Below are 17,517 nucleotides of genomic sequence, written 5' to 3' on the forward strand. Positions count from 1 at the left end.
GAGCTCGAGGACGCGATCGACGTCGAGGACGACCATGAGCTGGCCGTCGAGACGGTGGACACCGCCGGCGAGCTTGGCCATGCGGGGGTCGAGGTTGACGGGGTTCTCTTCCTTGCTGTCCTCGGACAGGCGCAGCACCTCGCCGATCTGGTCGATCAGGAGGCCATAGGATTCGCCGCGCAGGTCGACGCCGACGGCCATCGGGGTCTTGCCGTCCTCGTCCTTGGGCAGGCCGAGACGGGCGCGCATGTCGACCACGGTGACGATGCGGCCGCGCAGGTTCAACACGCCCGAGATCTCGCGCGAGGACAGGGGAACGCGGGTGACCCGCTCGGGCATGAACACGTCCTGGACGCGGGAGATCGGCAGGCCGAACAGCTGGCCGCCGATCATCGCGGTGACGTATTCGACCATGGCGCCTTCGCCAATTTGCGTCTTCTTGCTCATATCGTCTCTCCTCAGATCCCGCTTACGCCGCCGCCCGGCTCAGCTCGGAGGCGCCGGCAGCGCCCGCGGTCTGCTCCTTCAGCGCCGCGATCAGGCCGGGACGGTCGAACTTGGCGACATAGTCGTGGAAGCCGGCCTGACGGCCGCGCTCGATCGCGGCCGGCGACACCAGCGCGGAGAGGCCGATGATCGGCATCGAGCCCAGATTGCTGTCGGAGCGGATCACTTCCGCGAACTCGAACCCGTTCATGTCGGGCATCTCGATGTCGGTCAGGACCACGTCGAAGGTCTGGGCACGGAGCGCAGCCAGGCCCTCCTGCGCGGTCGGCGCAGTGCGGACGCGGTAGCCGGCGGCCTTCAGCACCGGGGCCAGCATGTTGCGGAAGAAGGCCGAGTCGTCGACCAGCAGCACCGACTGCGAGTGCATCGACGGCTTCATCTCCTTGCGGGTGAACCAGTCGGCGAACGCCATCGGCAGGAAGTGGCCGACATCGATCACTTCGGTGGCCTGGCCCTTGATCACGGCCGAGCCGAGGATGCCGGAAGCAGAGCCGCCGACCTCGATGTTGAGGCGTTCCTCGACGATGTCGATGATCTCGTCGACGACGAGGCCCATGGAGCGGCCGTCATCGGCGAACACCAGGATCGGCTGGGCACCCTGGCTTGCGACCGTGACGCCTTCCATGGAGACGAGCGGCATCAGCTGCTCGCGGTACTGCACCATGTAGCGGCCGTTGGAGAACTCGATCTTGTCGGCCGGGAGCTCTTCCAGGCGCGTGACCAGGCCGAGCGGGACCGCCTTGGGCTGGGACGAGCCGGCGCGGAACACCAGCAGCGAGGTGGTCTGCTCGCCCGAGCCGATGTGGTGCGCGCCATTGTCGTCGGCCATGTCATGGGCCGAGGAGCCGGCGGCGCCGAGCGCCTTGGCAATGCCGTTGGGGTCGATGATCATGATCACGGCGCCATCGCCCAGGATGGTGTTGCCGGAGAACATGTCGATGTGACGCAGCTTGGTCGACATCGGCTTGACCACGATTTCTTCGGTGTGGAACACGCCGTCGACGACGATGCCGAAGGTCTGGCTGCCGACCTGCGTGACCACGATGAAGCCGTTCTCGGGATCGCTGGCCGCGCCGTCGTCGATCTTGAGCAGCTTCTTCAGATGGATCAGCGGCAGCAGCTTGTTGCGCAACCTGAGGACGGCCGTGTCCTTGATGCGCTCGATACGGTGCTCGGAGTTGGCGCGGGCACGCACCAGCTCGACCACCGAAAGCTGCGGGATCGCGAAGCGGTCGCCGGCGGCCTCGACGATCAGGGCCGAGACGATGGCGAGCGTCAGCGGGATCTTGATGGTGACGGAGGAGCCTTCACCGGCGACCGACTTGATGTCGATGGTGCCGCCGATCTGGTCGATGTTGGTGCGGACCACGTCCATGCCGACGCCGCGCCCCGACACCGAGGTGATGGCGGCCGCGGTCGAGAAGCCCGGCGCGAAGATGAACTTGTGGATCTGGGCTTCGCTCATCTTCTCGAGCTCGGCCTCGGTGACGAGACCTGAAGAGAGCGCTTTGGCCTTGATCTTCTCGGTGTTCAGACCACGGCCGTTGTCGGCGATGCAGATGATGATGTGGCCGCCCTCGTGATAGGCGGAGAGGCGGATGGTGCCCTGCTCGCCCTTGCCGCCGGCAAGACGCTCGGCGGGGGTCTCGAGGCCATGATCGGCGGAGTTGCGCACCATGTGGGTGAGCGGGTCCTTGATCAGGTCGAGCACCTGGCGGTCGAGCTCGGTGTCGGCACCGTGCATCTCCAGCTCGATCTGCTTGCCGAGTTCGCTCGAGAGGTCGCGGACGATGCGGGGCAGCTTCTGCCAGGCATTGCCGATCGGCTGCATGCGCGTCTTCATGACGCCTTCCTGCAGCTCGGCGGTGACGTTGGAGAGGCGCTGCAACGGCACCTTGAACTCGGTGTCCTCGTTGCGCCTGCTGATCTCCAGGAGCTGGTTGCGGGTCAGGACCAGCTCGGAGACCATGGTCATCAGATGCTCCAGCGTATCCACGTTGACGCGGATCGACTGGTTGGCGATGCGATCGCCCTCGCCGGCACTCTCGTCGGCCATCGACTTCTTCGGCGCGGCCTTCTCCTTGGGCGCCTTTGCAGCGGGCGCGGGCGCTTCGGCAGCCGGCTCTTCGGCCTTGGCGACCGGCGCGGGCGGCGCGGCTTCGATCGCGGTCTCGCGGAAGGCGCGCTCGAGCTCGTCGAGCGAGACTTCACCCGGACGCAGCGGACGCTCGAGCGTCTGGTCGATCAGCGTGCCCGTGGTCATTTCTTTGGCGGGCGCAGGTGCGGGCGCAGCGGCAGGCGCTTCCGGGACCAGCGGCGGGGCGTCGGCAACGGGAGCAGCAGCGCCAGCGGCCATGGCCGCCATGCCCTGCACGACCATCGCTTCCAGCTTGTCGATGAGATCGCGGTCGTTGCCCTCGGGCTCGGCTTCGGTCGCCTCCAGCCCTGCGAGGATCTCCTTGATGCGGTCGATCGAGGACAGGATCACCGTCACGGCCTGGCCGGTCACCGGCATGCCGTCGCGGAATTTGCCCATCAAGGTCTCGCCGGCATGCGCCAGCGCTTCAAGCCGCGGCAACCCCAGGAAGCCGCAGGTACCCTTGATGGTATGAACAAGGCGGAAGATGTTATCCAGGATCTTGGCGTTGTTCGGCTCCTGCTCGAACTTCACCAGCTGATTGTCGACGGTGTCCAGGCTTTCGCTGGTCTCCGTCAGAAACTCCCGCAACAGATCATCCATGAAAACAGGCCTTCATACAGGGAGGGCGCGCACGAATTGTGATGCGCCAGATCAGAATGGGGCCAGCTTCACCGCAAAGCGTTTAATATTGGTTGAGTATGTGCAAAAGAACGGAACCAACAAAGAGATAAGGCGCTCCGGACAAGCCGAAGCGCCTCGTAAAGGATAGATTAACGTCTCGAAGCGATGCGCGCGTTTACGAAGCGGTAACGATGACGGCTTCGCCTTCCAGCTTGAGCGTCACGGTGAGGCCGCAGGCCTGCGCCAGTAGCCGCGTGTAATAAGGCTGGATCGCGTGAGCGTCCGCTGCCGGGCCGCGTTCGCCGCTCAAGAGCTCGGAGATGTTCTGCGGCAAGCGCGCGTTGTGCCCGGTCGCAGTGATGCGGAAGCTCATCGTCTCGCCCTCGCCGATCGGATCGACCGTCAGCAGGCCGCCACGCGGGATGGTGTGCTGGGAGACGACCAGCATATTGAGCAACAGCTTGACGCGATTCTTCGGCAGCAGCAGTCGCGGCAGATTCCACGTGATCGTGCACTTGCCGTCCTCGATGTGGCCCTTCGCCATGGTCTGGGCATCGCCGAGGTCGATCTGCGCGCCGGAGGAGCCGGCCGCGCCGAAGGCGAGACGGCAGAACTGGAGACGGGCGGAGGCGGTCTTGGCACTCTTGCGGATCAGGTCGAGGGCGAATTCGCGGTCCTCGGGCTTGGGATCGTCATCGAGCACTTCAAGCCCATTGACGATGGCGCCGACCGGGCTGATGAGATCATGACAGACCCGCGAGCACAGCAGTGCCGCGAGTTCGAGCATATCGGGAGCAGAAGCGGTAGCGGGTGACGGAGCGTCAGACATAAAGGGTTCCTGGATTTGCACGGCGCGGACGCGGCGAATCACGCATGGCTTGGACTGTCGCTGCGGGTTCTATCATTCGCCAGCCCGTGGCAGGAAGCTTGCGATAGGTTCGAAGCGGCCATAAGGGACACGGGCGAATCACGTGAGGAAGGGCAAGAATTGCCGATGAATGAGGCACGCGGGTGAGGATCATCGACGGCGAGGCCGCTGGCCGGCTGATGGAGCCCCTGACCGCACTGGTGGTGCAGGCCGGCGAGGCGATCCTTGCCGTGAACCGCTCCGCGATGCGGGTCGATGGCAAGCAGGACGGCTCGCCTGTCACCGAGGCCGATCTCGCCGCCGACCGAATCCTTGCCGAGGGCCTCGCCCGGCTCGCAAGCGACGTGCCGACGCTGTCGGAAGAGCGGACCCATCTCGCCTCACCGCCCTTTCGCGGCAGCTTCTTCCTGATCGATCCGCTCGACGGCACCAAGGAATTCGTCGCCGGCCGCGACGAATTCACCGTCAACCTCGCCCTGATCACCGAAGGCGTGCCGCTGCTCGGCATCGTCAGCGCGCCCGCGCTCGGATTGCTCTGGCGCGGCATCGTCGGCCGCGGCGCCGAGCGTGTGAGCTTTGACGGCACGACGATCGGCACCGCCGAGCCGATCCGGACCCGCAAGCTGCCCCGGCATGGCGAGCCCTGGATCGCGGCGGTGAGCCGTTCGCATGGCGATCCCAAAAGCGAAGCCTTCATCGACAAGAGGCCCAACGCCGTCAAAAAAACCTGCGGCTCGGCCGTGAAGTTCGGCCGGATCGCCGAGGGCAGCGCCGACATCTACCCCCGGTTTGGGCCGACTTGCGAATGGGACGTCGGGGCGGGCTGCGCCGTGGTGACGGCCGCCGGCGGCAAGGTGACGGACGGCAAGGGCGGCGAGCTGCGGTTCGGCGAACGAGGCGACACCGGTTTCATCATCCCGGCGTTCGTCGCCTGGGGTGATGCCGGGGCGGTCGTTTCTACTGACTGAGCTTGTCCTCGAGGGCCGGCCAGCGCTTGCCGACCTCATAGAGAAAGCGTTCGGGGTCGGCGGCGAAGGCGTCGCGATTGCGTTCCCGGCTGAACAGATAAAGCCGCTGCGCCGAGATCGCGAAGAAGCGGGGATTGCCGGCGATGGTCACCCCGCGGGCGATGTCGACCGGATCATAGCCGCCGAATTGCGGGCCATAGACTTCGGGATGGGCCAGGAATTCCGCCCGGTTGCCCTCGTTGCGGAAGCGCCAGACCGCGCCCCAGAGATTGGCCTCGAACTGCGCCGTCCCCTGCTCGGCTCCACCATCGACGAAATAGGCCACGGGATCGAAGCCTTCGATGGCGACGCCGGAGAAGCGATTGACGACGACCCGCTCGGTGGTGGCCGCGCTCGCCGGCAACCCAGAGCACGCGAGCCAAATGCCCGTCAGCAGGCAGACCAGGCTGCCGATCAAGGCAATTCCGGGGCGCAAAGGGCTATCTTCCTGCCGTTGTGCCGTCATAGTTGCTGCGGATAACATCCGAGTCGAGGGGACATCCGGCGCAACCTAGGGCCGTGCCTAATAGCATCAGGTTAAGGGAAGCAGACCGGGATCGATACCAGGGGTTCTTTTATGACTTTCGCATCACGCCTTGCCGCAGTGGCGCTCATCGCGCTGGCTGGCTGGACCGTGCCGGCCTCCGCCCAGACGGCCGCACCGCCGCCGGACCTGCCGCCGCCGCAGCGGACGCCGACTCCCAATACCTATGGGCCGGACGAGCTTGTCACCGCCGGCCACCGTTTCTTCGGCAACGTCTCGCGCGGGCTCGCCTCGATCATCGAGAAGGCGGTCAGCCAATGGGGCCTGCCGAACGGCTATATCCTCGGCGAGGAAGGCTCGGGTGCCTTCGTTGCCGGCCTGCGCTACGGCGAAGGCACGCTCTACACTAAGAACGCCGGCGACCTGCGCGTCTACTGGCAGGGCCCCTCGCTCGGTTTTGACTGGGGCGGCGACGGCGCGCGCACCATGACGCTGGTCTATAATCTGCCCGCCACCAATGCCATCTACCAGCGCTTCGCCGGCATCGACGGTTCGGCCTACATCATCGGCGGCTTCGGCATGACGGCGCTCACCGCCAACAACATCGTGCTGGTGCCGATCCGCTCCGGCCTGGGCTTACGCCTCGGCGCCAATATCGGCTATCTCAAGTACACGCCGCGGGCGACCTGGAACCCGTTCTAGCTCCCCTCCTTCCCCCTCCGGCTTTCCGGATTCACGTTAACAACAGGGCAGGGCTGGCTTTTTGCCGGCCCGCCATGCATTGTCTTTGGTAAATTTTTCCTTGTCTCTGGAGCTCTGACCCATGGTCGAACCGATCATGTACCTGGCGATCGGTTTCCTGCTGTCGATGCTGTGCGGGCTTGCCATCGTGCCGCTGGTGCATAACCGCGCGGTGCGCCTGACCACGCGCCGGCTCGAAGCCGCAACGCCGCTGTCGATGGCGGAGATCCAGGCCGACAAGGACCAACTGCGCGCCGAGTTCGCCATGTCGGCGCGCCGGCTGGAGATGAGCGTCGACCAGCTCAAGAACAAGACCACGAGCCAACTCGCCGAGCTCGGCAAGAAGAGCGATGCCATCAACCGCATGAAGATCGAACTCGGCGAGAAGAACGCCACGATCTTCGCGCTCGAGGCGCGCGAGAAGGCGGTGAAGGAGCAGCTCCGCGCCACCGAGGAAGAATTCAACACCAAGACCGAAGCGCTGCGCGAGGCCGAGATCGCGCTGAGCAACAAGCAGGGCGAGCTCGCCAAGATCAATTCCGAACTGTCGGACCGATCGATGATGGCGGAGACCCGCCAGGTCGAGCTGGTCGCTGTGCGCGCCCAGATCGAGGAACTGAAGAACCGCGTCGGCGATGCCGAGAAGGAATTTGCCGCGACGCAGGCGCGGCTGACGCAGGAGCGCTCGGAATCGGAGACCGTCACGCGCGAGCTCGGCGACGCGCGTGGCCGCGTCGAGAGCCTGAGCCAGCGCGTCACCGAGCTCGATCGCCAGCTGATCGTGCAGGTGAAGGAAGCCGAGATGCTGTCGGGCCGCGTTGCCGACCTCGAAGGCCGCCTCTCGACCCAAGGCAAACTGCTGGCCGAGCGCGACTACGAGAACAACCAGCTGCGCCAGACCAACGAGGGCGCCGAGCGCACCATCAAGGAGCTGCGCGTCGAGATCGCCGCCTTGAGCGGCGGCAAGTCGTCGGCGGCGATGGAGACGCTGCGCACCGAGAAGGCCGCGCTGGAAGAGCAGCTGCGCACCGCCCGCGACGAGCGCGCCAAACTGCAGCGCGACATCAATGCGATCCAGCAGCAGGCCGAGAGCTCCTGGGCTACCGAGCGGATGGAGAACGCGCTGCTGCGCGAGCGCATCAACGACATCGCGGCGGAAGTCGCAAAGCTCGCGATGCAGCTCGAGGGCCCGAATTCGCCGATCGAGGCGCTGCTGGCCGCAGAGGCCGGCCAGCCGCCGAAGCCTGCGCCGCGCCCGGCCAATGGCACCGCCACCAATGGCGCAGCAGCCGTCCTGCCCGAGGGCGGCGGAACGCTGGCCGAGCGCATCCGCGCGCTCCAGGCCCACGCCTCCCGCGCCCGCCAGCAGGGTGCCTAAGCGGCTCAAAATCCGGCCTCGCCGCTGATTTGAGCCATCGAGATAAGGTTTTCCGGCCCCAAGCCGCCTGAAAACTTGACACTGATAGCCCGCACTTCTAAATCGCGGGCTCCGATGCGCCGGCCGGCCGAACAGTCCGGCCGTCTGCATGATGGTCCCGGGCGCATAGCTCAGCGGGAGAGCGTTCCCTTCACACGGGAGAGGTCCAAGGTTCGATCCCTTGTGCGCCCACCACGCTTCGCCAAAAGGCTTCGCGTGGCGCAGCCACGCCAATGATGGCGAAGCGTGTCCGGCATAGCTCGAAGAGCGTGCGTCTTGCTCCCCTGTGATCAAAAACCCGAAAACAACCCCATGCACAGTAGCCGACGGCGGGGCGGATCAATTGTGACTTTTCCGAATTTAACTTGCTCCGTCGGGCAAAACAGGAGCATGATGGCATGGTGGGGAACGCATCAGGCAATTGGCCGTTGACCTTGCGACCGGTGCCAGGCGCGGGTCGTATCCCGCAATTACCGGGCGCGATGAACAAGCCGAAAGACGGCAGTCATCCTGCTCACACTGTTCGCCTTCGCCACTCGCAATCGCTGTCGAGCCATTGCAGCCTGGATGGCTCGTCAGGACGACCCGTCGAGCCCGACCGATGGAGGACTTGGATCCCGAGAGAAAAAGAGGTTAAGCCATGAAAGAGCAATTTCGATCGCCTGCCGCCAAGGCGGCAAACAAATTTTTCAAGCAGGCCCCGGACAAAGCCGCGACTGATTACGAGCAAGCGCAGCAGGCTTTCCAGGCGAACAGGGAACGGCTGAAAGCCGAACGCCTGGCACGCGAGGCCCGGCAAAAGAGCCAATCCGACAGGACACGGTAGGTATCACGATTTTACTTCGACGCTGTCGAAGTGATCAGAGCATCGACAGCACGACGATGCCGTCTTCGAGCTCTCCTGAAGCAAGACGCGCCCGCGCCATATGCTCGAACTCCGTTCGATGCTTCTGAAGGTAGCTGAATGCCTGCTTCTGGGTGTTGAAGGTCGTCGCAAGTCGGCACATCTGCCTGCTCGCGCCGAACGCGAGGAAGAAAGTGATGTTTCCGTCTTCCGGTTTGATTCGTCGCACGATCTGCACTCTCCGGAATGGAATCGGCGCTCGAATGTGGGAGGACGCTGAAGACGGCTATGGTGCGGCTTTTCTGGAACGCTTTTTGACGGCAGGTGCGGGCAAGGCAGCTTGAAGAGCCGCGTCCGCTGCTTCCTTGGCCTCGCGCATCTCTCGAAGTCGCGCCATGTTCTTACGCACTTCCATGGCCTGTCGTTCGACGTCTGCCCGCGCACGTGCTCCGTCTTCAGCGGCGAGGCGCTTGCGATCGGAACGCGCGATGCCTTCGGGTGACAGCTCGGCCGTTTTTCTGGCGCTCATGCTTCACTCCGTTCTGCACACGACGAAACCCGCTCAATCCAGGGATCGAGCGGGCCAAGCTGCCGTTTCAGTACATCCGTGAAACGGCGCCACGATATCAAGCCAGCGAGAGATTCTCTGCGCTGACCTTGCCTCGCATCTTGTCGGTCTTGCTCTCGAAATTGACCTTTTGGCCTTCTGCAAGACCCGAAAGACCGGCGCGTTCAACGGCGCTGATGTGAACGAACACATCATTGCTGCCGTCATCCGGCTGAATGAATCCAAAGCCCTTTTGGCCGTTAAACCACTTCACGGTACCTGTCGTCATTTTCTTCTCCAAAGCGCGATGGCGCATCTATGCCGCGCGACAATCACGCGGACATTTTCAACTTCGTCGATGTCTTTGGAAAAGGAGCCCGCGGGCGCATTCAACAAGGCACAGCGGCTGAGCGAACACGCTCAATATACACAACCCTCGTTGTTTTACAAGGGCGTAAGCCGATTTGTTTTCGACCGGTCATTGCAATCGGATCTGCCGAGATGCCGGCAGGCCTAGTCAATTGACTTATCGGTGCGAGAGTGGTCACGTGACACATCAGGTTGCATCGCGCTTGGAAGCGCATCGACCCCGAAGCTCGCGGCGCGTGTCGTGGCTACTGTCCTGAAAAATCGCAATGAAGCTCCTGCGCCATCGGCTGCTTGCAGGACGCGTCGCATTTGCAGCCTCGAGCAAGGAACATCAATGCAGGTCGTCGTACGAGACAACAACGTTGAGCAGGCGCTTCGTGTTCTCAAGAAGAAGATGCAGCGCGAAGGCGTCTTTCGGGAGATGAAGCAGCGGCGCTCCTACGAGAAGCCGTCGGAGAGAAAGACGCGCGAGAAATCCGAAGCTATTCGCCGCGCGCGCAAGCTCGCTCGGAAGCAGGCGATCCGGGAAGGATTGTTGCCCGCGCCCCCAAAGAAGAAGCCCTTCGAGCGCAAGCCGCCATTGCCGGAGATCAAAGCTCCTACGGCCTGAAATCAATGCCGCGCAGCACGATTCCCGGCGGGGTTCCTTCGAACTCCGTCGCGCTGTATTTGCGCGCCGCGCGTGCTTCGATGCGGTCGCGCAGCCGGATGAACTGGGCTTCGCGCTGCTCGGGCCTGACTTGCGGGCCAGGCTCGAGATAATCCATCGCGGACGTCGAGATCGCGCAAGGAATTTCCCTGGCACCGTCCTGCATCGAGAAGCGGACGATCATCCGATCGTATTCGAGGTTGATAAAGCTGCCGCGGGTCAACATCATGGCCTACTCCGCTACGTGATCCCTTTCGAGGGCAGTGGCAATGATCGGCGAACAGCTGCCCGCCTTTGCGATCGTTGCACGGCACGTCTCGCGACCGAGGGTCTCAAGGTTCGGCTCACTCCTCCCCCGACAGCCGGACGAAATCCTCGAACAGCGCAGCCACCAGCGCGCGATGGCGGGTATCCTCGACGGGCAGGCTCGCAGCATAGAGGTTGAGCAAATAGCGGGCCTTCACCGCGGCCTCGGCCCAGGACGCCGCTTGCACCGTCATCATGTGGCTTTCGAGCTCGGCCTCGCGCTCGCGCAGCTCCCTGACGGTGGCTTCCACCTCGGCCAGCGTGCGGCGCAACTCGGTCGCCTTCTGCGCAGCCATGCCGCGGTGCTTGTCGAGATCGACGGTGTGGTCAGTCATTGGTGGTGCCCGCATCTGCGCTCGCGCAGTACACTGTCGATACGGATCGAACGTCTGAAGATGACGGTTTGGCGCCACCACCGCTGGTCATGCGTGCCCGCCTTTCGCGAGTATAGCCTCCTCATCGTCGGCTGCCGCGACCATGCGCCCTCGCCGCCGCAATAGCCAGCACTATCGTCAGTCGCGCGGCAATCACGGCGCAGCCTCTCTCACGCAGGATTTAACCCTCTTTAACCCTCGCTATTGCCCCGACGCGGGCGTAGGGTCGTTGCCATCACCGAACATCTCAGCGGCTTCGACCGGTGACTGAGGGTCACGTATGCTCCCGCCGAAAGCCTCGCAGAGGTGTTCGATGGCGTCTGTTCGCATCTCGGAATGGATCGTGCCGCCGGTGATCGTTCCGTTGTTTCTGCTGCTTCTCGTGTGCGCGGCCGCCCTCTTCAATGGCTAGGGCTATCCGCGTGCCTTATCTGGTCAGCGGGACCAACGAATACGGCAGCTCGAATCTCGGCCGTGGCACCGCGACGGTCGCGTTGCGCCTCGCACGGAAACTGCTGCGCGACGGTTACATGGATGTCAGGGTCTGCACTCCGCGTGGACGGGTGCTGCAGTCGACTGAACTCGACGAACTCAAACCACCAAAGGAGAGCGACATGGCGAAAGGTCAGCAACGCAGCAATCGCGAAGCCAAGAAACCGAAAAAGGAAAAAGCCAAGGTGATCGCCGCGGCCCCGAGCCGCAAGGAAGCCGCCTGGCAGCCGGATTTCGGACCTGCGAAGAAGAAGTAGTAAGGAAGCGACGCCGGGCCCGCAGAGCGAGGGTCTGTCGACGGCTAATTTGAGCCAGTTGAGATCTTTTGGTCGGTTGTGCCGCCCACAAGATAAAAGGCTGGTGCGCCGGGACATAAGGGCGCACGCTCACACATCACCGGCAACGGCTCTGATCCGTGGGCGTCGGTGGCAGAGAGACCAAGCGCGCTCCCACCTGCATAGGATGAGGAGCGCAGCCATGGAATTGCGGCGCGGAGTTTGCCGTCCGTCCCAGCAGGACGCGCAGAACCTGGAGCTTCAGCGTGAGATCGTCAGGAACGCGGCGGAAGTTCTGAAACGCTGCCCCGCGCCCGACACATTCCTGAGGCGGAAGACGCAGGAGCCGTTCCCTCGGGAGTTGCCCGAGCCAAGACCAGCCGGCAGCAAGTAACCTGGTTAAGTTCCCGATCGAGCAATATCGGCTAAGCGTAGCTTCCGTTTGTGACAACGGGAGTCGCCATGCCACATCGCAAGTACCGCGCACTGGAGCGCGATTGCCGTTTCCAAGCCGCCATGACCGGACATGAGGAGACCAGAGCAGAGCTCAAGAAAATGGAGCAAGAATACAAGATCCTTGCTGATTGGGTGGAAGAGCGTCAGCGGGACGATGAGGATCGCCTTCCGGAATGAAACCGGCAGAGACCGCCCATGCTATCGAACGATCTCGGCCTCGCCGGTGAAGCGTGCCTCCACAAGTAGAAACGTCCACATGATATGAGCGACGCAAGGCTTTCGCGCCATGCCCCACTATTGCATCGGATCCAGCCGGCTAATCCTTACGACCCTCGTCGAAAAATGCCTGGACGGCCTCGAAAAGCTTGAGGCGATTTTTTTCCATGATGATGGTGTGTGTTCCCTCGGCAAGCTGGACGTAGCGTTTGCCGGGCGAGTTCGTCAGGAGCGGGAACAGCGTTTGCGCCATATAGGGCGGCGTATCCTTGTCCCATTCGGCATGGACCAACAGCGTCGGCACGGTGATCTTCGCGGGATCGTAGTAAGGTTTGCCCGCACCAGAATATTGCTGGCCATCCTGAACGACACCGTTCGGCGCACGCAGGACCGGAGGTGTCATCGCGGCGCCGACTGGATCGGTGGCGAAGGTGGCGTCCGCCCATGCATCGAACCACCCTGCTGGAATGAGGTCTGCCTTCTTGTCTTCGGCAACGCCCGTGTACCACCTCTCCTTGGCCTGATCTCTTGTCACGGTGCGGTAGGCGCCGAGTTTGCCCGGCCCCGCCTGCACCAGCGATGCGGATTGCCGTATCCAGGCAGGCGCATACAGCACCAGACGTTCGACCTTCGCGGCATTTTGGGTCGTATACGTGGCCATCAGCGTGGTGCCCCACGACCAGCCCAGCAGGTTGACGCGCGGAATGTTGCGACGCTGGAGCACGAAATCCACCACCGAGCCGATGTCCTTGACCGCGGTCTCGCCCGTCACAATGGGCGCATTGGCGTCAGGCTTGTCCGCCATCTCGGCAGGACGCGTCGACCTGCCGTAGCCGCGGAGATCCAGCAGCCAGACGTCATAGCCGCGCGATGCGATGTACTCCATCCAGGACAGACCATCGAGCTTGAGATCGAAGGCCGTCTCGGAAGGATAGGTCGCCCCATGGACATAGATGATCGTCTGCTCGGGCCTGAAGGCGGTCATGTCGGCGGGCCGTTTATTGCGGACGTAGATCTCGATGCCGGGATCGCTCGCCTTGACCATCGCCTCTTCGGTCACAAGCGCCTTCGATTGAGCGAGAGCAGAACCGCCGAAGATGACGGCAGCCACAACACCAAACAGCGCCGATGCCTGCATGTCGTAACCCTCCCCTTGCGCCGGCATCTTCAGGTGCCGTCGTCGGGTGGAAGCTTAGCGTGGAGCAGGCGTGGTTCAAGCGCCTTGTCGTTACCGGATCGCCAGAATCTCGATCTCCTGCGCGCCGGTCCCCACGACATCACCGACACTCTTCCCCATCAGCGACTTCGCGACCGGCGCGACGAACGAGATCGATCCTTCCTTCGGATCTGCTTCGTCCTCGCCGACGATGCGATAGGTCTGCACGCGGCCGTCAGCGCGGCTGAAGGTCACGGTGCTGCCGAAGGCGACGACATCCGATGAGGTCGGATCGGCGACAAGCTGCGCGGTGCGCAGCCGTTCGCCGAAATATCTGACATCGCGGAGCGGCACCGCCGACTGCCGGCGCTTTTCATTGACGTCGTCGATGGCCTGCGCGGCGTCATAGGCTTCGCGCGCCGCCTGGAGCTGCGACTGCAGGGACCGCAGGCCGGTTTCGGTCACGAGGTTCGGATGCGGCGAGATCGGGCGATCCGGCAACAACGTCTCGGAGGCGGTCTCGGCACTCTCTTCTTTGGTAAAGGCGACGCTCAATCTCGGGATCCCATCGATAGTTTCGGCTAAAGCGCGATGAGATTGGGTCGAATCGTCATCGCGCTTTAGCTCTTTGTTTGAGCATGATCTTTTCGGAAAACCGCTTCACACTTTTCCGGATCACGCTCTAGCGGTTGAACGCGAAACTATATCTCAAGTTCGACGAAACGACGCAGCTTGAAGACGAGGTCCGGCAAGGCCTGGCGGAACCGCGTCGCATTCTGGAAATTGGTCGAGAACGGCGCGAAGGTGATCATCGCGTTCCAGTGCCTGTAACCGTAAACCGTGACCGAGACACCGGACGCAGGAAACCCCTCGATCTTGCGCAGCTCGCCAAGCACGAGATCGGCAATCGCCTCTGCCGGCAAAAGTCGTTTGCCATCCGGCGTCAGGGCCTGAGGAGCGGGTGCCGCCGGCTTCTCAGCAACCGATGCTGCATCGGAGGCGTCCTGAAGCTTCGGCGATTCCGCTTCAGGAATCTCGGGAACCCCTGCTTCTGGTGCCGCCGGCGGCGCTGCCGGAAGGAAGTCGGCAAGCGGCGGCGGGCTGGCCGCCTCTGCGCGCTTGTTGCCTCCCAGGATGCTGCTGATCATTGCCACAAGGCCAGCATCCTTCGCGTCGTCACTCATCTGATCATCCCCCAGGCCCTCGCCTACTGTAGCACCGGCACAGGAGGCCGCCACTGGGGACGCCGATCAGATCACGCCATCACTCCTGCATGGCTCCCAACTGGTTCCAGCTCGGCGCGAGGTGGGCGCACATCGCACCGCAGTGCAATCCGTCACTGCTTCTCGAAGGGAATGTATTGCTGGTACTGCTTCGGCACGGAGTTGCGATAACGCGCCGGAACGGTGCCGTTGTCGATCGAATGATCGATCTCCTGCTGCCGCGTCATCTTCTTCTTCGCCGGCTTCTTCTCGGCACTCTTCTTGGCGCCTGATGGCGCGGTCGAGGTGTCGGTCGTCGCAGTCGGCGTAGAGGTTGCGGCTGGTGCCGTGGTCGCAGCAGGCGCAGATGTCGCGGCCGGAGCTGTCGTGGATGCGGCGGCCGGCGGCGTGCCACCCGCTGCGGGCGCGCTCTGTGCCAGGACTGTGGGTGTCTGCAGGATGAGAGCGAGTGCCGCAGTCGCAGCCAGCAAATATGATTTGCGCATCAGAACCTCCAAAATGCCTGATCCCCAATGACGGAAGCGTAGTCCCACGGGATCGACGTGTGCAAGCCCGCCGAAGATAGGCGAGACCACCGATACGAACTGTGGCCGGGATCACACTGGCACGAGGGCTTGGGCACGAGGGCTTGGCCACGACCGCTCGGCCACAACGGCTTGCTGCATCATAAGCCGGCAACGAATGCAGCGCACGCGCCGACACGAGGACACGCGCGACAATGTGTTGGGTGAGTCCGAACACGCGATTGGCTTTGCGGCATCGACTCGTGCTGCGCGTTCTGGAATGCCCGCTTCTATCAGTGACGCGGCATCCACTCACGAATACAATTTTTACGCGAACGCGATGCACGTCACGTCGATCGCTTGGCCCGATAGGTCGGCGAGACTGACATGGCTTCGAAGCGCCGATGTCGATGACGAGAATGTTATTGAGCACCTGAGCTGGAAAAATTCGCGAAGCGCATCCGCAGCTTGCACGCAACGCGTGCCGCTGGAACCGCATCCACCTCGCGCAATGTGTGAAGCAATGCATTGAGACGTCGAACGGCTCGATCTAGCCTCACCTGCATATTTAATTATCTGCAACTTTAACGTTAGTTACTTGCCGTCGTAACTTTTCGTCGTAACTTTTCTTGGAGGTACTTTATGAGCAGTCGTCACGCCACACCGCCGCGCGGTCTCAACGCCACCCGTTCGCCGCTGTCACAGGGCCGCTTTGGCCGCATGTTCCGCACCCTGACGCCGGCGACGTTCGGTCCGAACGATGCCGACAACATTGCCAACCTCTCGGCCCTCGCCGACAACATGGTCGGCGATTTTGATCCGCCCAAGGACGGCCCGGATCCCGAGGAGAGCGCCATTCCCGCGCTCTACACTTATTTCAGCCAGTTCATCGACCACGACATCACCTTCGATCCGGTGAGCTCGCTGGCCAAGCAGCAGGATCCCGACGGGCTTATCGATTTCCGCACGCCGTCGTTCGACCTGGACAATCTCTACGGGCGTGGGCCGAACGACCAGCCCTACATGTACGACGGCAGCGGCAAATTTCTGCTCGGCGATCCCCTCACCGGCACGGGCGTCTCCAGCGCCTTCGACCTGCCGCGCTTCAAGGGGCGCGCGCTGATCGGCGATCCCCGCAACGACGAGAACAGCATCGTCTCGCAGTTCCAGGGTTTGATGCTGCGCTTCCACAACCGCATGGTCGACGACAACGACACCTACTCCTTCCAGGACGTGCAACAGCGTGTCCGCTTCCACTACCAATATGTCGTGCTCAACGACTTGCTGCCGCGGATCGTCAATGCCGGCGTCCTGAACGATCTCAAGACCGGCGGTCATTACGATCGTAGCAAGCTCGCCTACTATCACTGGCACACGTTCCCCTACATGCCGGTCGAGTTTTCCGTCGCGGCCTACCGGCTCGGTCATTCCATGATCCGGCCCGGCTATCGGCTCAACGATGCCGACAACATGCTGCTGCAGATCTTCCCCGACCCCAACAATCCCGATAACAACGCGCTGACCGGCTTCCGCTCGATGGGGCCGGGCCGCGCCATCGACTGGGGCCGCTTCATCGACGTCGACACGCGCGCCTATGGCGTCGAGGACGACAGCACCAATCCTGACAACAAGCGGCGGCTGCAGCTCGCCTATCGCATCGACACATCGCTGGTCGATCCGCTGCGCAAGCTGCCGCCGGAGGTCGCCTCCAATCCGGCATCGCTGGCGCTGCGCAATCTCGAACGCGGCTGGCGGCTCGGCCTGCCCTCGGGCCAGGCGGTCGCAAGGGCGATGCACCAGACGCCGCTGACCGACGAGCAGATCGTCGTCGGCCGGGCCGTCGACGTTCCTGGCTCAGGCGATCCGCAGATCCCGATTGCCTCGATCGCCAACGGCGCGTTCAAAGGCAATTGCCCGCTCTGGACCTACATTCTCGCGGAAGCGCGCCAGTTCGCGACAAAGATCCCTGCCCCCGCCACCGGCGCGCCGGCGGCTGGAATCACGACGCCACAGCTCGGCCCGGTCGGCGGCCGCATCGTCGCCGAAGTCTTCCTCGGCATGATGTTCGGCGACGCCTCCTCCGTGCTGTCGCTCGACCCGAACTGGGCGCCGGTGACAAGTCCCGACTTCAAGTTGAAGGACCTCGTGACATATGCGCTGGGCCAGGGCGCTCCGCTGCATTGAGCGGGTGACAAGAGATGATGCGAGGCCGTCCGCGCGAGCGGGCGGCTTTTTTTGCGACGATCTGTTGCGTCCGCTTTACGCCCGATTCCGTTGCAAAACTCCTTGAGCCTCGATGGCGGGCGGTGGTTTCAAGTCTGA

Annotated in this window: 21 protein-coding genes and 1 tRNA gene; 9 read left to right on the forward strand and 13 right to left on the reverse strand. The window is 63.3% G+C overall.

Features of this window, described 5'->3' with window-relative positions:
- The 3 genes from Q0687_RS22025 to chpT all read right to left on the reverse strand — a co-directional run.
- On the reverse strand, positions 1 to 447 hold a 447-nt coding region (locus Q0687_RS22025), incomplete at its 3' end, for a chemotaxis protein CheW (protein WP_298881281.1).
- 22 nt (positions 448 to 469) lie between these two features.
- The gene (locus Q0687_RS22030; protein WP_298881283.1) at positions 470 to 3,247 is read right to left on the reverse strand and encodes a hybrid sensor histidine kinase/response regulator; all 2,778 of its coding nucleotides are present in this window, start codon (positions 3,245 to 3,247) and stop codon (positions 470 to 472) included.
- Between the two features lie 196 nt (positions 3,248 to 3,443).
- Positions 3,444 to 4,097: a histidine phosphotransferase ChpT gene (chpT, locus tag Q0687_RS22035; protein WP_298881285.1), complete on the reverse strand. Its 654-nt coding sequence runs from the start codon at positions 4,095 to 4,097 to the stop codon at positions 3,444 to 3,446.
- A 218-nt stretch (positions 4,098 to 4,315) separates the two neighbouring features.
- Between chpT and Q0687_RS22040 the strand changes: the two genes are divergently transcribed.
- Positions 4,316 to 5,104: a 3'(2'),5'-bisphosphate nucleotidase CysQ gene (locus tag Q0687_RS22040; RefSeq protein ID WP_298881326.1), complete on the forward strand. Its 789-nt coding sequence runs from the start codon at positions 4,316 to 4,318 to the stop codon at positions 5,102 to 5,104.
- Here the strand turns inward: Q0687_RS22040 and Q0687_RS22045 are convergent.
- The gene (locus Q0687_RS22045) at positions 5,094 to 5,579 is read right to left on the reverse strand and encodes a YHS domain-containing (seleno)protein (RefSeq protein WP_298881287.1); all 486 of its coding nucleotides are present in this window, start codon (positions 5,577 to 5,579) and stop codon (positions 5,094 to 5,096) included. The genes Q0687_RS22040 and Q0687_RS22045 overlap by 11 nt on opposite strands.
- Before the next feature lie 141 nt (positions 5,580 to 5,720).
- On the opposite strand from Q0687_RS22045, the gene Q0687_RS22050 reads away from it, so the two are divergent.
- From Q0687_RS22050 to Q0687_RS22065, 4 genes are all read left to right on the forward strand, one after another.
- The gene (locus tag Q0687_RS22050; protein WP_220006211.1) at positions 5,721 to 6,329 is read left to right on the forward strand and encodes a DUF1134 domain-containing protein; all 609 of its coding nucleotides are present in this window, start codon (positions 5,721 to 5,723) and stop codon (positions 6,327 to 6,329) included.
- Positions 6,330 to 6,450: 121 nt separating this feature from the next.
- Positions 6,451 to 7,746 carry a hypothetical protein gene (locus Q0687_RS22055; RefSeq protein WP_298881293.1) on the forward strand — a complete coding sequence of 432 codons (1,296 nt, stop codon included), beginning with the start codon at positions 6,451 to 6,453 and terminating at the stop codon, positions 7,744 to 7,746.
- A 159-nt stretch (positions 7,747 to 7,905) separates the two neighbouring features.
- A tRNA-Val gene (locus Q0687_RS22060) sits at positions 7,906 to 7,980 on the forward strand.
- A 445-nt stretch (positions 7,981 to 8,425) separates the two neighbouring features.
- The gene (locus Q0687_RS22065; protein WP_298881296.1) at positions 8,426 to 8,611 is read left to right on the forward strand and encodes a hypothetical protein; all 186 of its coding nucleotides are present in this window, start codon (positions 8,426 to 8,428) and stop codon (positions 8,609 to 8,611) included.
- 34 nt (positions 8,612 to 8,645) lie between these two features.
- On the opposite strand, the gene Q0687_RS22070 is transcribed toward Q0687_RS22065, so the two are convergent.
- The 3 genes from Q0687_RS22070 to Q0687_RS22080 form a co-directional block, all read right to left on the reverse strand.
- Entirely contained in the window at positions 8,646 to 8,867 is a 222-nt protein-coding gene (locus tag Q0687_RS22070) for a hypothetical protein (RefSeq protein WP_298881297.1), read from the reverse strand.
- A gap of 48 nt (positions 8,868 to 8,915) precedes the next feature.
- Complete coding sequence (locus Q0687_RS22075) at positions 8,916 to 9,158, reverse strand: transcriptional regulator (protein WP_298881300.1); 243 nt, start codon at positions 9,156 to 9,158, stop codon at positions 8,916 to 8,918.
- A gap of 97 nt (positions 9,159 to 9,255) precedes the next feature.
- Positions 9,256 to 9,465, reverse strand: a complete 210-nt coding sequence (locus Q0687_RS22080) for a cold-shock protein (RefSeq protein WP_298881302.1) — start codon at positions 9,463 to 9,465, stop codon at positions 9,256 to 9,258.
- 414 nt (positions 9,466 to 9,879) lie between these two features.
- On the opposite strand from Q0687_RS22080, the gene rpsU reads away from it, so the two are divergent.
- On the forward strand, positions 9,880 to 10,155 hold the full coding sequence (gene rpsU / locus Q0687_RS22085; RefSeq protein WP_128969471.1) for a 30S ribosomal protein S21: 276 nt from the start codon (positions 9,880 to 9,882) through the stop codon (positions 10,153 to 10,155).
- Here rpsU and Q0687_RS22090 read toward each other — a convergent pair.
- Positions 10,145 to 10,423 carry a DUF1488 domain-containing protein gene (locus Q0687_RS22090; protein WP_298881305.1) on the reverse strand — a complete coding sequence of 93 codons (279 nt, stop codon included), beginning with the start codon at positions 10,421 to 10,423 and terminating at the stop codon, positions 10,145 to 10,147. The genes rpsU and Q0687_RS22090 overlap by 11 nt on opposite strands.
- A 115-nt stretch (positions 10,424 to 10,538) precedes the next feature.
- Complete coding sequence (locus Q0687_RS22095; RefSeq protein WP_298881307.1) at positions 10,539 to 10,835, reverse strand: hypothetical protein; 297 nt, start codon at positions 10,833 to 10,835, stop codon at positions 10,539 to 10,541.
- A 443-nt stretch (positions 10,836 to 11,278) separates the two neighbouring features.
- Here Q0687_RS22095 and Q0687_RS22100 point away from each other — a divergent pair, with 443 nt between their 5' ends.
- Both Q0687_RS22100 and Q0687_RS22105 read left to right on the forward strand, forming a co-directional pair.
- A complete protein-coding gene (locus Q0687_RS22100) occupies positions 11,279 to 11,623 on the forward strand; it encodes a hypothetical protein (RefSeq protein ID WP_298881309.1) in 345 nt (114 codons plus the stop codon).
- Between the two features lie 480 nt (positions 11,624 to 12,103).
- Complete coding sequence (locus Q0687_RS22105; protein WP_298881311.1) at positions 12,104 to 12,274, forward strand: hypothetical protein; 171 nt, start codon at positions 12,104 to 12,106, stop codon at positions 12,272 to 12,274.
- Positions 12,275 to 12,413: 139 nt separating this feature from the next.
- Here Q0687_RS22105 and Q0687_RS22110 read toward each other — a convergent pair whose 3' ends face one another.
- The 4 genes from Q0687_RS22110 to Q0687_RS22125 form a co-directional block, all read right to left on the reverse strand.
- On the reverse strand, positions 12,414 to 13,451 hold the full coding sequence (locus Q0687_RS22110; protein WP_298881313.1) for an alpha/beta fold hydrolase: 1,038 nt from the start codon (positions 13,449 to 13,451) through the stop codon (positions 12,414 to 12,416).
- 90 nt (positions 13,452 to 13,541) lie between these two features.
- Positions 13,542 to 14,024 carry a transcription elongation factor GreA gene (gene greA, locus Q0687_RS22115; RefSeq protein WP_298881316.1) on the reverse strand — a complete coding sequence of 161 codons (483 nt, stop codon included), beginning with the start codon at positions 14,022 to 14,024 and terminating at the stop codon, positions 13,542 to 13,544.
- Between the two features lie 146 nt (positions 14,025 to 14,170).
- On the reverse strand, positions 14,171 to 14,653 hold the full coding sequence (locus Q0687_RS22120; RefSeq protein ID WP_298881320.1) for a hypothetical protein: 483 nt from the start codon (positions 14,651 to 14,653) through the stop codon (positions 14,171 to 14,173).
- Positions 14,654 to 14,805: 152 nt separating this feature from the next.
- The gene (locus tag Q0687_RS22125) at positions 14,806 to 15,177 is read right to left on the reverse strand and encodes a hypothetical protein (protein WP_298881322.1); all 372 of its coding nucleotides are present in this window, start codon (positions 15,175 to 15,177) and stop codon (positions 14,806 to 14,808) included.
- 660 nt (positions 15,178 to 15,837) lie between these two features.
- Here Q0687_RS22125 and Q0687_RS22130 point away from each other — a divergent pair.
- Positions 15,838 to 17,379 carry a heme peroxidase family protein gene (locus Q0687_RS22130; RefSeq protein WP_298881324.1) on the forward strand — a complete coding sequence of 514 codons (1,542 nt, stop codon included), beginning with the start codon at positions 15,838 to 15,840 and terminating at the stop codon, positions 17,377 to 17,379.
- Positions 17,380 to 17,517: the final 138 nt, after the last annotated feature.

Origin of the sequence: uncultured Bradyrhizobium sp. (assembly GCF_936928535.1) — a bacterium.
Classification (GTDB): Bacteria; Pseudomonadota; Alphaproteobacteria; order Rhizobiales; family Xanthobacteraceae; genus Bradyrhizobium.

Excerpts from the sequence above, each read along its gene's own strand:
- Q0687_RS22030 (WP_298881283.1), bottom strand. The coding sequence starts at position 3,247 with ATGGATGATCTGTTGCGGGAGTTTCTGACGGAGACCAGCGAAAGCCTG.
- chpT (WP_298881285.1), bottom strand. The coding sequence starts at position 4,097 with ATGTCTGACGCTCCGTCACCCGCTACCGCTTCTGCTCCCGATATGCTC.
- Q0687_RS22040 (WP_298881326.1), top strand. The coding sequence starts at position 4,316 with ATGGAGCCCCTGACCGCACTGGTGGTGCAGGCCGGCGAGGCGATCCTT.
- Q0687_RS22050 (WP_220006211.1), top strand. The coding sequence starts at position 5,721 with ATGACTTTCGCATCACGCCTTGCCGCAGTGGCGCTCATCGCGCTGGCT.
- Q0687_RS22055 (WP_298881293.1), top strand. The coding sequence starts at position 6,451 with ATGGTCGAACCGATCATGTACCTGGCGATCGGTTTCCTGCTGTCGATG.
- Q0687_RS22065 (WP_298881296.1), top strand. The coding sequence starts at position 8,426 with ATGAAAGAGCAATTTCGATCGCCTGCCGCCAAGGCGGCAAACAAATTT.
- Q0687_RS22075 (WP_298881300.1), bottom strand. The coding sequence starts at position 9,158 with ATGAGCGCCAGAAAAACGGCCGAGCTGTCACCCGAAGGCATCGCGCGT.
- Q0687_RS22080 (WP_298881302.1), bottom strand. The coding sequence starts at position 9,465 with ATGACGACAGGTACCGTGAAGTGGTTTAACGGCCAAAAGGGCTTTGGA.
- rpsU (WP_128969471.1), top strand. The coding sequence starts at position 9,880 with ATGCAGGTCGTCGTACGAGACAACAACGTTGAGCAGGCGCTTCGTGTT.
- Q0687_RS22090 (WP_298881305.1), bottom strand. The coding sequence starts at position 10,423 with ATGATGTTGACCCGCGGCAGCTTTATCAACCTCGAATACGATCGGATG.
- Q0687_RS22095 (WP_298881307.1), bottom strand. The coding sequence starts at position 10,835 with ATGACTGACCACACCGTCGATCTCGACAAGCACCGCGGCATGGCTGCG.
- Q0687_RS22100 (WP_298881309.1), top strand. The coding sequence starts at position 11,279 with ATGGCTAGGGCTATCCGCGTGCCTTATCTGGTCAGCGGGACCAACGAA.
- Q0687_RS22105 (WP_298881311.1), top strand. The coding sequence starts at position 12,104 with ATGCCACATCGCAAGTACCGCGCACTGGAGCGCGATTGCCGTTTCCAA.
- Q0687_RS22110 (WP_298881313.1), bottom strand. The coding sequence starts at position 13,451 with ATGCAGGCATCGGCGCTGTTTGGTGTTGTGGCTGCCGTCATCTTCGGC.
- Q0687_RS22120 (WP_298881320.1), bottom strand. The coding sequence starts at position 14,653 with ATGAGTGACGACGCGAAGGATGCTGGCCTTGTGGCAATGATCAGCAGC.
- Q0687_RS22125 (WP_298881322.1), bottom strand. The coding sequence starts at position 15,177 with ATGCGCAAATCATATTTGCTGGCTGCGACTGCGGCACTCGCTCTCATC.
- Q0687_RS22130 (WP_298881324.1), top strand. The coding sequence starts at position 15,838 with ATGAGCAGTCGTCACGCCACACCGCCGCGCGGTCTCAACGCCACCCGT.